At 60.4% G+C, this 15795-nt stretch carries 14 protein-coding genes; 2 read left to right on the top strand and 12 right to left on the bottom strand.

Annotated features, from left to right (window positions below; all coding sequences use genetic code 11):
• Positions 1-28: 28 nt before the first annotated feature.
• From MD273_RS11205 to mnmG, 9 genes are all read right to left on the bottom strand, one after another.
• Entirely contained in the window at positions 29-565 is a 537-nt protein-coding gene (locus tag MD273_RS11205) for a F0F1 ATP synthase subunit delta (RefSeq protein ID WP_239037885.1), read from the bottom strand.
• Positions 566-580: 15 nt separating this feature from the next.
• A complete protein-coding gene (locus MD273_RS11210) occupies positions 581-1051 on the bottom strand; it encodes a F0F1 ATP synthase subunit B (protein WP_181799929.1) in 471 nt (156 codons plus the stop codon).
• A gap of 68 nt (positions 1052-1119) precedes the next feature.
• Positions 1120-1377, bottom strand: coding sequence for a F0F1 ATP synthase subunit C (gene atpE / locus MD273_RS11215; RefSeq protein ID WP_012138088.1), 258 nt, complete (start codon positions 1375-1377; stop codon positions 1120-1122).
• A gap of 73 nt (positions 1378-1450) precedes the next feature.
• On the bottom strand, positions 1451-2323 hold the full coding sequence (atpB, locus tag MD273_RS11220; protein ID WP_239037886.1) for a F0F1 ATP synthase subunit A: 873 nt from the start codon (positions 2321-2323) through the stop codon (positions 1451-1453).
• A 19-nt stretch (positions 2324-2342) separates the two neighbouring features.
• Positions 2343-2741, bottom strand: a complete 399-nt coding sequence (locus MD273_RS11225) for a F0F1 ATP synthase subunit I (RefSeq protein WP_239037887.1) — start codon at positions 2739-2741, stop codon at positions 2343-2345.
• 270 nt (positions 2742-3011) lie between these two features.
• Entirely contained in the window at positions 3012-3887 is an 876-nt protein-coding gene (locus MD273_RS11230) for a ParB/RepB/Spo0J family partition protein (protein WP_239037888.1), read from the bottom strand.
• A 60-nt stretch (positions 3888-3947) separates the two neighbouring features.
• Positions 3948-4742: a ParA family protein gene (locus MD273_RS11235; protein ID WP_239037889.1), complete on the bottom strand. Its 795-nt coding sequence runs from the start codon at positions 4740-4742 to the stop codon at positions 3948-3950.
• A gap of 20 nt (positions 4743-4762) precedes the next feature.
• Entirely contained in the window at positions 4763-5407 is a 645-nt protein-coding gene (rsmG, locus tag MD273_RS11240; protein ID WP_239037890.1) for a 16S rRNA (guanine(527)-N(7))-methyltransferase RsmG, read from the bottom strand.
• A gap of 7 nt (positions 5408-5414) precedes the next feature.
• Complete coding sequence (mnmG, locus tag MD273_RS11245) at positions 5415-7301, bottom strand: tRNA uridine-5-carboxymethylaminomethyl(34) synthesis enzyme MnmG (protein ID WP_239037891.1); 1887 nt, start codon at positions 7299-7301, stop codon at positions 5415-5417.
• Positions 7302-7928: 627 nt separating this feature from the next.
• Between mnmG and MD273_RS11250 the strand changes: the two genes are divergently transcribed.
• Positions 7929-8783, top strand: coding sequence for an EAL domain-containing protein (locus MD273_RS11250; RefSeq protein WP_239037892.1), 855 nt, complete (start codon positions 7929-7931; stop codon positions 8781-8783).
• 24 nt (positions 8784-8807) lie between these two features.
• Here the strand turns inward: MD273_RS11250 and MD273_RS11255 are convergent, their stop codons facing one another.
• From MD273_RS11255 to MD273_RS11265, 3 genes are read right to left on the bottom strand one after another with little or no spacing between them, the layout of a single operon-like run.
• Positions 8808-11954, bottom strand: coding sequence for an efflux RND transporter permease subunit (locus MD273_RS11255; RefSeq protein ID WP_239037893.1), 3147 nt, complete (start codon positions 11952-11954; stop codon positions 8808-8810).
• Positions 11955-11957: 3 nt separating this feature from the next.
• The gene (locus tag MD273_RS11260; RefSeq protein WP_239037894.1) at positions 11958-13052 is read right to left on the bottom strand and encodes an efflux RND transporter periplasmic adaptor subunit; all 1095 of its coding nucleotides are present in this window, start codon (positions 13050-13052) and stop codon (positions 11958-11960) included.
• 46 nt (positions 13053-13098) lie between these two features.
• On the bottom strand, positions 13099-13659 hold the full coding sequence (locus MD273_RS11265) for a DUF3833 domain-containing protein (RefSeq protein WP_239037895.1): 561 nt from the start codon (positions 13657-13659) through the stop codon (positions 13099-13101).
• A gap of 245 nt (positions 13660-13904) precedes the next feature.
• Between MD273_RS11265 and MD273_RS11270 the strand changes: the two genes are divergently transcribed.
• Positions 13905-15725 (top strand): acyl-CoA dehydrogenase C-terminal domain-containing protein, encoded by a 1821-nt coding sequence (locus tag MD273_RS11270; protein ID WP_239037896.1) that lies wholly within the window; start codon positions 13905-13907, stop codon positions 15723-15725.
• Positions 15726-15795: the final 70 nt, after the last annotated feature.

Raw genomic sequence — 15795 nt, forward strand, 5'->3', positions numbered from 1 at the left:
GCCAATATCCTCAAACCTTGTGCTGAAATCAGGAGCCCAGAGCGTCGGCCAGCTTGTCCAGCTTTCCGCGTACAGATGCGTCAATGACCAGATCGCCGGTGCGGATGATCACACCGCCAATCAGAGACTTGTCCAAAGACGCTGCGAGTGACACTTTCCGCTCGAGTTTTTCGGAGAGCGCCTGGGCGAGCTTCTGTTGCTGTTCGTCCGTCAGCTCGAATGCGGCGGTGACGTCGATATCAACAGTGCGCTCCAGATCAGCCCGGTACGTGTTGAAGAGCGCTGCAATCTCAGGAAGAAGAGTCAGCCGGCGGTTTTCTGCCAGTACAGCGAAGAAATTGCGAACCTGTTCGGTGACGCCGTCCTCGACGACCTCCAGAATCAGCTCGGCTTTCTTCTGCTCTTCCAGACCCGGATTCGCGAGAAGCTGTCGAATGTCTTCATTCGCGGTGACCTGTCCGGCAATCGTCAGCACCTGGGACCACTCAGCCAGCTCTTTATGCTCCTGGGCGGCTGCAAATGCTGCTTTCGCGTATGGACGGGCCAGCGTTCTCAGTTCTGCCATGATGAACCTCGCCGTTTAAAGTTCTGCCGCCAGTTTTTCCAACATCTCGTTGTGCTTGGAGGCATCGACAGAGGTTTCCAGGATCTTCTCAGCACCGGCGACAGCGATTGCGGCAATTTCTGCACGCAGGGCGTCACGAGCCTGATTACGCTCCTGTTCAATTTCGGCCTTGGCCTGCTCAATCAGCTTCTGACCTTCCTTGCGGGCATCGTCTTTGGACGCTTCCACAATCTGGGCCGCACGCTTGTTGGCCTGCTCAATCAGGGCCGCAGCTTGCTGCTTGGCTTCACGCAGTTCCTGAGCTGACTTTTCCTGAGCCAGTTCCAGATCGCGCGCAGCACGGTCTGAAGCAGCCAGGCCGTCAGCGATCTTCTTTTGACGCTCCTGCAGTGCGGCCATGATGGGCGGCCACACATACTTCATGCAGAAGACGACAAAGATAAAGAACGCGATGGCTTGACCAATCATCGTCAAATTAATGTTCACGTCTTCACCTCTCGCCTGTTTTGTTAAGAATCATCTGACCGGGGTAGGGCCCCCGGCTGGCGACTCGATTAACCGGCGATCTGGCCGACAAACGGGTTGGCGAAGGTGAAGAACAGTGCGATACCAACACCGATCATGGTCACGGCATCCAGCAGACCAGCAACGATGAACATTTTAACCTGCAGCATCGGGGTCATTTCCGGCTGACGCGCAGCGCCTTCCAGGAACTTGCCACCGAGGATACCAAAGCCGATTGCAGTACCCAGGGCACCCAGGCCGATCAGCAGTGCAACAGCAATAGCGGTCATTCCAACTACAGTTTCCATGATAACTCCCAGTTTCAGTTAGGTTTTCAGTTTAAGGGTTTAGGGTTTAAGACTACGGTTCAATGGTGTCCGATCAGTGACTGTCTTCGTGAGCCATGCTCAGGTACACGATCGTCAACATCATGAAAATGAATGCCTGCAGGGTGATAACCAGGATGTGGAAGATCGCCCAGGGTACAGACAGCGTCCACTGTGCCCACAACGGCAGCAGTGCAATCAGGATAAAGATCAGCTCGCCGGCGTACAGGTTACCGAACAGACGCAGCGCCAGTGAGATCGGCTTGGCGATCAGGCTCACGCCTTCCAGCAGCAGGTTGACCGGAACCAGCAGGATCTTCAGGACCAGGTTGTCAGAGGAGAACGGATGCAGGGTCAGTTCGCCCAGGAAACCACCCACGCCCTTGACCTTCAGGCTGTAGAAAATAATCAGGAAGAACACGGACAGGGACATGCCCAGCGTCACGTTAACGTCGGTGGTCGGGACGACCTTCATGTAGTCGGCGCCCATCAGATGGAACAGCTGCGGCAGGAAGTCCACCGGCACGAGGTCCATCAGGTTCATCAGGAAGATCCAGCAGAAAATGGTCAGGGCCAGCGGGGCAATCACCTTGTTCTTGCCGTGGAAGGTTTCCTTCACACTGTTGTCCACGAACTCGACCATCACTTCCACGAAGTTCTGGAGCCCGCCGGGCTGATCGGAAGTGGCGCGCTTGGCCGCCATGCGGAACAGAAACAGGAACAGGACGCCGAGGCCGACTGCCCAGCCCAACGAGTCCACATGTACCGCCCAGAAGCCCATATCCGACGCTTCTTGCGCCGTGTGGGCCAGTGTCCAGGTGGCGTCTTCGATTACGGTTCCATCGGCACGCTCATAGCCTGCCGGCAGCTTACCGTAGGTCAGGTTCTGGAGGTGATGCTGTATATATTCGGATGCACTTCCTGCCATAACGGGTTCCCAGGTCCAGTTAGCTTTGCTGCGTATTGCTGCCCGCCAGAAGCGGTGTCAACCAGTTGGTGACCAGCATGATCGCAAATGTTAAAAAAAGTGCCGCTATATCAAGCGGCTGAATCCATTTGAACACCATCGTGAAGAGGATGGCGCACAGGATGAGCTTGCCGGCCTCACCCTGGTAAAAAGAACTCATGATCTTTTTGGCAGACCGCGCGCCGGAGTAGCGGAATGCCTTGAGCGCAAAATAACCGTGGGGCAGAAGAAAAATAAGCCCACCTAACAGCGCTGAATAACCTGCGACCTGGCTGCGCAATAAAAAGGCCAGGCTGACGATGACAAGGATCACACTTTCAATCAAGAACCATCGTGCGATGGGCGGGCGGCGAATGCCGCTCGGGGTTGCCTTCGTCATGTTTTTCCCGGGAATTCGGTGTTTTCGACTCGATTCGGTCTAAAAAATAAACAAATACACCGACACAAGCGCGGCAGATTATATGTGTTCAATGTGCACGAATCAACAAATCCGGCCGCGCCACGGAGCCCCGGATGGCGCTAAATCAGCGGCGTTTACACCGGCCGGACACAAATAGGTACGGGAATAAAAATTGAACACTACATGTTGTGTAAATGACCACCCCAAGGACTTTGGTAGGGGGTCGAAAAGACCAGGAAAAAATCCCGCTTACTTAATGTGGCCCAGTATGCCATCGAGCTCATCGAGGGAGCTGTACTCGATCACGAGTTTGCCCTTGCCACGCTGGCCGTGATTGATGGAAACGCGGGCGCCGAGGCGTTCGGCCAGATCATCCTGCAGAGCGCGGATATTGGGATCGATGGCGCCCTTGTCTTTCGATTTGCCCTCGGGCGCCTGTTGCTGGACGCGGCGTACCAGCGCTTCGGTCTGCCGCACCGACAGGGACTTGGCCACTACCTGGCGGGCCACCTGCATCTGGAGTTCCGGGGGCAGGGTCAGCATGGCCCGGCCGTGACCCATCTCCAGGTCACCGTGTTCGAGCATCAGCCGGACATCCTCGGTCAGACCGATCAGTCGCAGCAGGTTGGTGATGGTAGTCCGGGACTTACCCACAGCCTCGGCGACCTGGGCCTGGGTCAGGCCGAACTCGTCCTGCAGGCGCTGCAGGGCAAACGCTTCCTCGATGGGGTTGAGGTTTTCCCGCTGGATGTTCTCGATCAGCGCCATGGCAATGGCGGCTTCATCCGGTACATCCCGGATGATGGCAGGAATGCTGTCCAGCTCGGCAATCTGGGCGGCCCGCCAGCGACGTTCACCGGCGATCAGCTCAAAGCGACCCTCGGCAATCGGCCGGACCACCACCGGCTGCATCACACCCTGCTGGCGGATGGAATCGGCCAACTCCTGCAACGCGGAGGGATCCATGTCCCGGCGCGGCTGGTAGCGGCCACGCTGGACCAGGTCGATGGGGATCTCGCGCAGCTCTCCGTCGTGGTCCTTCACCTCCTGGTTCAGGTTGACCTTGGAACCCTGCAGCAGGGCCCCGAGGCCACGCTCACCCAATCCTCGTTTCTTAGCCGCCATGGTGTCTGTCATTCTTCCCGTGGAAAAGCGTTATGTGTCGTGTACCAACGGTCGGGTATGTTACACCGCAACCGGCGCGGATGTCTTTTTCGAGCCATGGCGACGGACCATTTCGCCGGCCAGGGCCAGGTAAGCCACGGCGCCCTTGGAGGCGCGATCGTAGCTCAACGCCGGCAAGCCATAACTGGGCGCCTCTGCCAGCCGCACGTTGCGCGGAATCACTGCCCGGTAGACCTTGTCACCGAAAAACTCCGCCAGTTGGGCGGATACGTCCAGAGTCAGACTGTTACGCGGATCGTACATGGTGCGCAACAGACCCTCGATTTCCAGATTGGGGTTCACCGTTTCCTGGATCTGCTCCACCGTGTTCATCAGTGCGGCCAGGCCCTCCAGGGCATAGTACTCACACTGCATGGGGATCAGCACCGAGTCCGCCGCAGACAGGGCATTAACGGTCAGCAGGTTGAGGGAGGGCGGACAGTCGATCAGGATGTAATCGTAGCGGTCACGGATGCTGTTCAGGGCAAGGCGCAGCCGATGCTCCCGACCGATTTCATTCATCAGTTCCACTTCCGCCGCCGTCAGGTCGCCGTTGGCGGGCAACAGGTCAAAGCCGCCATTTTCCACCTTGATAATGACGTCGGCCGGGGCTGCGCGCTTGGTGAGTACATCGTAACCGGACAATTCCAGGGCGTTTTTATCCACACCACTGCCCATGGTCGCGTTACCCTGGGGATCCATATCCACCAGCAACACCCGCCGCTTGATCGCGGCCAGCGAGGCAGCCAGGTTGACGCAGGTGGTGGTCTTGCCCACACCGCCTTTCTGATTGGTCACTGCCATCACGCGCGCCATGTTACGCCTCCTGTTGCGGGTTACCGGGAATATTCAGTCCGGGCCACGACCAGCAAATGCCGCTCGCCATCTGCGCCGGGGACCTTCAGGGACTGGCTGGATTTTACCTGCCAGCCGGCCGGAAGGGCAGCCACCTCATCATCCGGAAACTGACCTTTCATGGCAAGGAACTCACCCTCATTTGCCAGCAGGGACCCGCACCAGGTCACCAGGTTCTCGAGGGCGGTAAACGCCCGACTGCCGATCTGGGTGAAGGGCTGTTCCGGCTGGCAGTCCTCGGCCCGCCCGTGAATGACGTCCACGTTGTCCAGCCCCAGCTCAAGCACACACTGGTTGAGGAAACGGGTCTTCTTGCCATTGCTGTCGAGCAGGGTGAAGCGCTTGTCCGGCAAGGCGATGGCCAGGGGAATGCCCGGCAAGCCACCGCCGGCGCCGACATCGAGCAGGTGGTCTGTGGTGACCCAGGGCAGAATACTCAGGCTGTCGAGTAACTGGCGCGAGACCATTACCCGCTCGTCGCGCACGGCAGTGAGGTTATACGCCTTGTTCCACTTGTTCAGCAAAGCCAGAAAGGCCAACAGCTGTTGCTGCTGGCCGTCGGTCAGGGACAGCTCCATCTCGGCCAGCCCGTCCCGGAGCTGGCATTGCCAGAGTGCTTGCGTCATGGGCGAATCAGGCGCTCTGCTTGCGCAGCAGGTCCCGTTTTTTCAGGTGAACCAGAATCTGGCTCACCGCCGCCGGGGTCACGCCCTGGATGCGGGAAGCCTGGGCCACGGTCTCCGGGCGCACGTCCTTGAGTTTCTGCTTGATCTCGTTGGACAGACCGCCAATCACATCGTAATCCAGATCGATGGGCAGCGGGGTGTTCTCGTTCTTGCGCAGGCGTTCGATCTCGTCCGCCTGGCGGGAGATGTAGCCCTCGTACTTGATCTCGATCTCCACCTGGTCTGCCACGTTCTGGTCGTCCGCACGCTCGCCACCAATCTCGGCGATCTGGTCGTAGGCAATCTCCGGACGACGCAGCAGCTCCGCCAGGGACTGGTCGCGGGCCAGGGGCTGTTTCAGGAAGCTGTTGGCGCGCTCGCCCGCATCGGTATTGGGGTGAATCCGGGTCGCTTCCAGGCGGCTACGCTCCCTGACGATGCCGTCACGCTTGTCGTTGAACTTCTGCCAGCGGGCATCGTCCACCAGGCCGAGGTTCCGGCCGGTTTCGGTCAGGCGCAGGTCGGCATTGTCTTCCCGCAGGATCAGCCGGTATTCGGCGCGGCTGGTGAACATGCGATAGGGCTCGCTGGTGCCCATGGTGATCAGGTCGTCCACCAGCACGCCGAGATAGGCTTCGTCCCGGCGCGGGTACCATTCGTCCTTTTCCTGGGCCCGCAGCGACGCATTGATGCCGGCCAGCAGCCCCTGGGCGCCGGCCTCTTCGTAGCCGGTGGTGCCGTTGATCTGGCCGGCAAAGTACAGGCCCTGGATGAATTTGGTTTCCAGGGTGTGGCGCAGATCCTGCGGGTTCAGGAAATCGTACTCGATGGCATAGCCCGGCCGGGTGATGTGGGCGTTCTCGAAGCCCGGGATCGAGCGCACCGCCGCCAGCTGGATATCAAAGGGCAGGCTGGTGGAGATGCCGTTCGGATACAGCTCGTTGGTGGTCAGACCTTCCGGCTCCACGAAAATCTGGTGCGAGTCCTTGTCGGCAAAGCGGTTCACCTTGTCCTCGATGGACGGGCAGTAGCGCGGACCGACACCTTCGATACTGCCAGCAAACATCGGCGAGCGGTCAAAACCGCTGCGGATGATGTCGTGGGTCTGCTCGGTGGTGCGGGTGACGTAGCAGCAGATCTGCTCGGGATGCTCATCGCGGCTGCCGATGAAGGACATCACCGGGGTCGGGTTGTCTCCCCATTGCTGGTCCATCACGGAGAAATCCACAGACCGGGCATCAATCCGGGGCGGCGTGCCGGTCTTCAGCCGACCGACGTTGAACGGCAGTTCGCGCAGGCGCCTGGCCAGCGCATTGGCCGGCGCATCCCCGGCACGGCCGCCGGAGTGGTGCTGCATGCCGATGTGGATAACACCGCCGAGGAAAGTCCCGGTGGTCAACACCACGGTTTTGGCGTTGAAGCGGATGCCGGTCTGGGTCACCACGCCGGTCACCTGGTCGTTTTCCACAACCAGGTCGTCCGCCGCCTGCTGGAACAGGGTCAGATTGGGCTGGTTTTCCAGTGCGTGGCGGATCGCCGCCTTGTACAGCACCCGGTCCGCCTGGGCGCGGGTGGCCCTGACCGCCGGGCCCTTGCGGCTGTTCAGTACCCGGAACTGGATCCCGGCCTGGTCGGTGGCGTGGGCCATGGCGCCGCCCAGGGCGTCGATTTCCTTGACCAGATGGCTCTTGCCGATCCCGCCGATGGCCGGGTTACAGGACATCTGGCCCAGGGTCTCAATGTTGTGGGTCAGCAGCAGGGTTTGCGAACCCATGCGGGCTGCTGCCAGCGCGGCTTCGGTACCGGCATGGCCACCACCAATGACAATGACATCGAAACGGGTCGGAAACTCCACTCTTCACCTCGGAAATCGGGGGATAAAAACAGGGCGGCGAGTATAACGCCTCGCCGTGGAAAATGCAGTCAGAATGGGTAAATTTTAACCAGAGCCAGCAACACATGAAAGCCATGACGCCACGGGAACTGTTAAAAACCTCCGGAACCAACCTTATTCTGTATAAGTATTAACCGAAATTCATGCTTTATCAGTGGCTTGCGATCACCTTTTCAGAAAAGTTTTCAAAAAGTTATCCACAAGCCAGAACACTTGCTGATCACCAAATTTTAAAGCTTAAGCATTTGTTTTTTATTGATATTTTAAAATCCATCCAGTGGTTATCTGTACCTTGTTCAATTATTTGTCCACAGAATTCGGTCGGATTCCCGGGATAACAGGAAGCGCCTGGATGGTCAGTTGTGCTGTTGTTGGTGCATCGTGTCCTCTGCAACGCCTTTCCCTGCACGAATCTGGTGCGCCGAGGGGTGTCATGAAACCTTCAAACTCCTCGCCTAACCTGCCGGCCTTCCGGATCACCGCGTTTTCAATAGCTTGGCACAGAATTCGCCTTGGATTTGCGCTGGACCGATCATTTCCATGGCCAGGACGGCTACCAACAGGACAACAGGATACAGGCCCCTGACCATGAGTAGCGTAGTGAGTCTCTCACGGCAAAACCTCCGGCGTGACAGCATCGGCGTCGTTCCCGATATTATCCACCGCCACGATCTCCGTTCGGTGTACCAACCCATACTCAGCCCCACCCATCAAATGCTGGTGGGTTATGAGGCACTGGTACGGGTCGGCAAAGGCCGCGACACCATGACGCCGCCCGCGCTGTTTGAACTGGCCCGACAACGCAACCAGCTGGCCGAACTCGACCGCTATCTGGTGCACATGCACCTGGATAATTATCGGGCTGCCGGCAACCCCTTCTGGCTTTTCCTCAATGTGAACCCGTACAGCTGTGTCCATCCGGGCGCTTCCCTGGAGCGATTGGCCCGGCATTGCCGGGACTGCGGCGTTGACCCGCGGCAGGTTGTGCTGGAACTGGTGGAGACTGCCTCGGATAAACCGGATGCCCTGCTCGGTTTTATCCACAACGCCCGGACGCTGGGGTTCCAGATTGCCATTGACGATTTCGGTACCGGACATTCCAACTTTGAACGGCTGTGGCTGATCAAACCGCTGATCGTAAAACTGGATCGGTGCCTGTTGCTGAATGCGGAGAAAGATCGCCGGGGTCGGCTCATGCTGGAGAGCCTGGTTGGCATGTTGCAGGAGAGCGGCAGCCTCGTGCTGCTGGAGGGCGTCGAAACCGCAGATCAGGCCCGCATCGCGCTGTCGGCCGGGGCCGACCTGGTCCAGGGCTATGCCTTCGGGCATCCCGATGAGGCATCCCCGGGCGCCCGGGAACGGGCCGAAGCCCGGTTGCGCGACACCCTTGCCCGCTCCCGTGCCACGCCGTTGCACTCTTCCCGCAAACGGGCCGTCCATTGACCGTTCATGATCCGGTCGGGGGGATCAGAAATCGTCGGCCCGCTTCTGGGGCACCGATGCCAGGCCCGCCCCTCCGGACTGTCCGGCTGCCAGCCGTTCGAGCTCCTGCTCCACCGCGTTGGTGGATTTGGCAAACCGGGCCAGGAGGTTGTAGAGCACCGGTATCAGGAACAGGGTAAGGGTGGTGGCGAAAATCAGCCCCCCGAGGATCACCATACCGATGGCGGCCCGGCTCTCGGCGCCAGCGCCGGTGGCAATCACCAGCGGTACCGCACCGAAGATGGTGGAGATGGTGGTCATCAGTACCGGGCGAAAGCGCAACACAGCGCCTTCGAGAATCGCATCCCTGACTTCATAGCCCTTGTCCCTGAGCTGGTTCGCGAACTCCACGATCAGGATTCCGTTCTTGGCCATCAAACCCAACAGCATGATGATGCCGATCTGACTGTAGATGTTCAGACTGATGCCGGACCATAACAACGCCAGCAGAGCCCCGGTGACCGCCAGTGGCACCGTCAGCATGATGATCAGCGGGTGAATCCAGCTCTCGAACTGCGCCGCCAGTACCAGGAAGACAATCACGAAGGCGAGAGCGAAGGTCACGTAGATGGCGTTGGACGATTCCTCGAATTCCCGGGACAGGCCCTTGTAACTCACCCTCGCTTCCGGCGGCAGGTTATCCACAGCCAGATTGTTGAGATAGGTCAGTGCCGAACCAAGATCATAGCCATCGGCCAGGGAGCCACTGATCACCACCGCCGGCAGGCGGTCAATCCGCCGAAGATCCGGGTTGGCACCGATTTCCTCCACTGACACCAGCGCCTGCAGGGGGATCAGGTTGCCACCTTCCCGAGGGCGCAGAAAAATCTGGCCGAGGTCCGCCGGCGTGGCCCGATCGGCTTCGGTGGCCTGGACAATGACATCGTACTCCCGGCCGCGGTCCAGATAGGTCGTCACCTGGCGGGAAGCCAGCATCGTCTGCAGGGTCAGGCCAACGTCCTCGACCGTGATGTCCAGGTCTGCGGCCCGTTCCCGATCAATCCTGACCCGCAGTTCCGGTCGGGTCAGTTCAAAGTCCGTCTCCAGGTTGAGCAGATTCGGATTCTCTTTCGCACGCGCGACGATCTCCTCACTCCAGGCCTGCACCGAGTCATAGTCAGGCCCTGCCACTACGAATTCCACGGGCTGGCTGAAACCGCGCTGGCCCAGGCCCGGTGGATTGATTGCCACGGTCCGGATCCCGGAAATGTCACCAAGCTTCTGCCGGATTTCGCTGGTCACCTGCTGTTGCCTGATATCCCGTTCTTCCCAGGGCTCCAGCCCCATGATCATGAAGGCATTGTCTTCCTCGTCCCGGAAGCCGACGATCGACAGCAGCCGGTTGGCAATACCCTCATCCAGGTAGGGCAGCAGCTTCTCCTCCGCCTTGCGCACGTAATGGTCGGTGAACTCCACGGTGGAGCCCCTCGGCGCACTGGTGGGCATGATGATGATGCCCCGGTCCTCGGTGGGGGCGAGTTCCTGGGGCAGCTTCGGATAGACCACCGCCGCCACGACGAGGCCTGCCAGGCCCAGGCCGATCAGCAGGCCCGGCATCCTCAGGGAAAAACGCAACAGCCGCTCATAACTCCGGGTCAGTCCATTGAGAACTGTCTCACTGGCGGCCCAGAGCCGGTGCCCCTCGGCAGATTCCGGACTGTGGCGCAGCCACTTGGAACAGAGCATGGGTGCCAGCGTCAGGGCCACCAGGCTCGAGAACACCACCGCAGCGGCAAGGGTAAAACCGAACTCGGCAAACAGCCGACCGGTGTTGCCCCCCATGAACGAGATAGGCACGAACACCGCCACCAGAGTCAGGGTCGTGGCAATAACGGCAAAGGCCACCTGTTTGGCCCCCCGGTAGGCGGCCAGCAGGGGCGGCTCGCCCTCGTCAATCCGGCGCTGGATGTTTTCCAGCATGACGATGGCATCGTCCACCACCAGGCCGATGGCGAGGATCACCGCCAACAGCGTCAGCACGTTGATGGAGAAGCCGAGAAAGCCCAGGCCGATGAAGGCACCGATGACTGCCACCGGGATGGTCACGGCCGGAATCAGAGTCGCCCGCCAGGAGCGCAGGAAAAGGAAGATCACCAGAATGACCAGGGAAACGGCAATGGCCAGGGTAATCACCACTTCCCTGATGGACGCCCGGATGAAAATGGATTCGTCGTAGCTCTCGGCAATGGTGACTTCCGGCGGCAGGGTTTCCCGGATCCTGTCGAGCTCGGCCCGTACCGCGTCGGATACCGCCACGGTGTTGGCCTTGGACTGGCGGATAATGCCCATGCCAATGGCGGTTTCCCCGTTGGCCCGCAACCGGCTGACATCGGATTCCACGCCCATCTGGACATTGGCCACCTCGCCGAGTCGCAACAGATCGTTGCCGTCGCGACGGATGACCAGTTCGCGGAATTGCTCGACTGTGGATAACCGACCCTCGGCCCGCACCGTGAAATTGCGGGTGGAGGAATCCACCGACCCCGCCGGCAGTTCCACGTTGTTGGCCCGCAGTGCCCGTTCCACCTCGGCCACGGTGATGTTCCGGGCGGCCAGCCGTTCGCGGTCAAGCCAGACCCGGATGGCATACCGGCGCTCACCACCGATTCGGACATCCGCAACGCCGTCGAGCACCGAAAACCGGTCCGCCAGCACCCGGTCAGCGAAATCACTGAGCTCGGCGCTGTCCCAGACCTGGCTGCGCAGAGTTATCCACATCATCGGGCGGGCGTCGGAATCCGCCTTGCTCACCACCGGGGCGTCGGCCTCGTCCGGCAGTTGATTGGCCACACGGGATACCGCATCGCGGACATCGTTGGCGGCAATATCCACATCCCGGGAAAGGTTGAACTCGATGCTGGTGCGGGACTCCCCCTGCTCGGTGGAAGACTCGATGGAACGGATACCCTCGATACCACTGATGGCGCCCTCGATCACCTGGGTGATCTGGGTGTCGACCACCTCCGCGGCGGCGCCGGTGTAATCCGTGGAAATGGACACGACCGGAGGGTCAATGTCGGGATACTCCCGGACCGGCAGTTCGAACAGGGCCGCCAGCCCGAAGACCACGATCAGCAGGCTCAGGACCGTCGCAAAGACCGGGCGTTTGATGGAAATATCCGACAGCACCACGGCCTATGACTCCAGGGAGCTGACAAAACGGTTTTCGGGGATCACGTTCTCCCCGTCCAGGATCCGGATGCGGTCACCGGAGCTCAGCCGATCCTGACCGGTTACGATCACCTCATCCTCCGGCTGCACACCGCTGACCACTTCCACCTTGCCCGGCATCCTGGAACCCAGCTGCACCGATACCCGTCTGGCTGAGCCATCCTCGGCGACAAAGACATATTTCTCATCACCCCGGATCATCACCGCCTGTTCGGGAATAACCAGGGCCTCGCGCTGCTGCAGCGTCAGGGTCGCGGACATGAACTGGCCCGGCCTCAGTCGTCCCTCGGCGTTGTCAATGACAGCGCGAACCGGCAGGCTCCGGCTCAGCTCGTTGATGCGAGTCCCCAATTCCACCAGTTCACCCCGGAACGGCTCTCCCGGGTAGGCCGGGGATATGCCCCGGACCTCCTGCCCCTCGGTCACCTGTCCCAGGAAGCGCTCGGGAATACTGAAACTGAGCTCCATCTGCTCGGTGGTATCGAGCGTGGTGATCGCCGTCCCCGCGCTGACATAAGCGCCGATACTGATATCACTGAGCCCCACGACCCCGGAAAACGGCGCCGTGATGCGATGATTGTCCAGCCGCACCCGGGCCGCCTGGCGCTGGGCCAGGGCCACGTCGACGGCGGTCCTCAATTCGTCCACCTGGGACTGGGAAATGCTGTTGTTGGAACGCAGACGACTTGCCCGCTCCAGTTGCCGCCGGGCATCCGCCAGCCGGGCTTCGATCTCGGCCAGGTCGGCGCGGGCCTGGCGGTCATCGAGGCGCAGAAGCAGAGCGCCGGTGGCAACCTTCTGGCCGGCTGCCAGATTGATCTCGATCACCCGGCCACTGACCTCGGTGGTCAGTTCCACGGCATTCAGTGCCTGGAGGTTACCCACGGCCTTGACCACATCCCTGACCGTATCCCGCTCCGGGCGCACGGTGTTCACGGGGCTGGCGGGACGCTCATTACCGGCCTGCTGTTCCGCATCGCTGTCGTAGGACCGGTAGATCCATGCCCCACCGACTGCAACGGCAACGAGAACCAGCGCGATGACCCATTGTTTCCACATGATGGTATGACTGCCTTCAGTTTGATGATCCGGTATGCCGGCCCGGTTACTTTTTCTGGATGACCAACACGATCTCCCCGACTCCGATTCCCCACTTGCTCATGGTGGTCTGGTTGATAAGGGTGTCCGGGGTAATCAGATACATCCAGTCATCCATACGAACGTCGATGGTACCGTCGCCATAGGCAACCCGAAGCACGTAATTCATATGGATGGCATTGCCCTGCCAGCGCATGGTGCCCGGCTCCACCACATCTCCGGCGTCGGCGCGATAGCCCTCCGGCGATGGCTCCAGGGTCCAGACCCGGGTCTGGACCTCGCCGTCGTCAAACCGGAACACCTCGTCCAGGGTGCCGACGCCGTCGGCGTCCCAGGAGGCGGAGATATCGGCATCAAAGGTTCGAATCACTTCGCCCGCGAAATTCTTGACCACACCCCGAGCCGAAAGTTCGCCGCTGAAAAACTGCTCCGGAACCAGTTTCGGCGACCGGTCCGCGTAATCCTCCAGTGACGGGGAGGCACAGCCGGCCAGCAGCACCAGACTTAAACATAACCACAGCAGCGCTGCACGGCTACTGTCCCCGGGCGCAATTTGAGGCTTTTGCATGACTTTTACACTCCCGCGTGGCTGAAACTCCCGAATATGCCGGGGAATATACGAGTCCGGGCTGAGGTTCGATCAGAGTCGTCTGTGCCTGTCGGAAAGCCGACCGTCATTTCAGCCAATTGTCTTTGGTGACACACCGTCCGGCGCTTTTCGTCAATGGCAGCTCTGCGGGAATGCCGTAAAACAGGGTTCATCGGAGGCCGATCGCCCTCCCCCGAATCCATTACAGGTACAGAGGTTTCGTTATGCCGGTCTACAAGGCGCCCCTGCGCGATATGAAATTCCTGCTCAATGAAGTGTTCGATTACCCGAGACACTACGCCTCCCTGGCCAGTGGCGAGAACGCCACGCCGGACATCGTCGATGCCATCCTGGCCGAATGCGGCAAGTTCTGCGAAGAAGTCCTCAGTCCGCTGTACCAGTCCGGCGATGAGGAAGGCTGCAAGCTGGAAAACGGCGAAGTGACCACGCCCGCCGGTTACAAGGAAGCCTACAACCAGTACATGATGGGAGGCTGGCAGGGCCTTTCCGCCCCCGAAGAATACGGCGGCCAGGGACTGCCGGCCTCCATGGGTCTGCTCAAACAGGAGATGATGGGCACTGCCAACTGGTCGTTTTCCATGTACCCGGGCCTGTCCCTGGGCGCGATGAATACCATTTACCTGCATGGCAGCGAGACCCAGAAACAGACCTATCTGGTACCCCTGACCGAAGGCCGTTGGGGCGGCACCATGTGCCTGACCGAGCCCCAGTGCGGAACCGACCTGGGCCAGGTCAAGACCAAAGCGGAGCCCCAGGGCGACGGCAGCTACCGGATCACCGGCACCAAGATCTTCATTTCCTCCGGTGAACACGACCTGACCGAGAACATCGTCCACATTGTCCTCGCCCGTCTGCCGGATGCCCCCAAGGGAACCCGGGGCATCAGCCTGTTCATCGTGCCCAAGTTCCTGCCGGATGCCAGCGGCGGTGTCGGCGAGCGCAATGGCGTCAGCTGCGGCAGCCTGGAAAAGAAAATGGGCATCAAGGCCTCGGCGACGTGCGTCATGAACTTCGACGGTGCCACCGGGTACCTGATCGGCCCGGAAAACCAGGGGCTGGAGTGTATGTTCACTTTCATGAACACCGCCCGTATCGGGACCGCCATCCAGGGTGTGGGCCCCGCCGAACTGTCCTACCAGTGGGCTCTGGACTATGCGAAAGAGCGCCGGTCCATGCGGGCATTGTCGGGCAAGAAGGAGCCGGAGCAGGTGGCCGACGCCATCATCCACCACGCCGATGTCCGGCGCATGCTCCTGACGCAGAAAGCGGTCGCCGAGGGTGGACGGGCCATGCTCTACTACGCCGCCCGGTTGGCCGACCATATGGTGGAAGCTCATACCCGGGGGGACGACAGGAAAGCCGAGGCCTACGACGATAAGCTGGGCTTCCTCACCCCGATTCTCAAAGGCTTCCTGACCGAACTGGGCTATGAGTGCACCAACCTGGGCATGCAGGTGTTCGGCGGCCATGGCTATATCCGCGAACACGGCATGGAACAGATCGTCCGGGATACCCGCATTGCCACCCTGTACGAGGGCACCACCGGTATCCAGGCCCTGGACCTGCTGGGCCGGAAAGTGCTGCTGATGACCCAGGGCGGCGCGGTTCGGGAATTCACCCTGAAGGTCGCCAATTTTGCCCGCAAACACCTCACCGACAAGCGCCTGCGGCCCTATGCCGTCGAGCTGCTCAAACTGACCGCCCAGTGGAACCTGCTGACCGTGCGAGTCATGCTCGCCGCCCGGAAGGATCGGGATGTGGTGAGTTCCGCTGCCAACGATTTCCTGATGTACAGCGGCTACGTGACCATGGCCTACATGTGGTTGCGCCAGGCGGCCGTGGCTGTGGATAAACTGGATAACGGGGGCGAGGAATCCGGGGAATTCTACAAGGCCAAGCTGGCGACCACGGAATTCTACTTTGAACGCCTGCTGCCCCGGGCCCAGACTCACGCAACCAGCATGCTCAGCCCGACCCGGAGCCTGATGCAGATGGATTCCGATCATATGGCGTTTCTGGACTGAGGTCCCGTCAGCCCCACCGCAACACCGGGTCCATCTGGACCCGGTTCCTCCCCTAAGCCGGTTTTATATG

Origin of the sequence: Marinobacter sp. C7, from assembly GCF_022343555.1 — a bacterium.
Lineage (GTDB): Bacteria > Pseudomonadota > Gammaproteobacteria > Pseudomonadales > Oleiphilaceae > Marinobacter.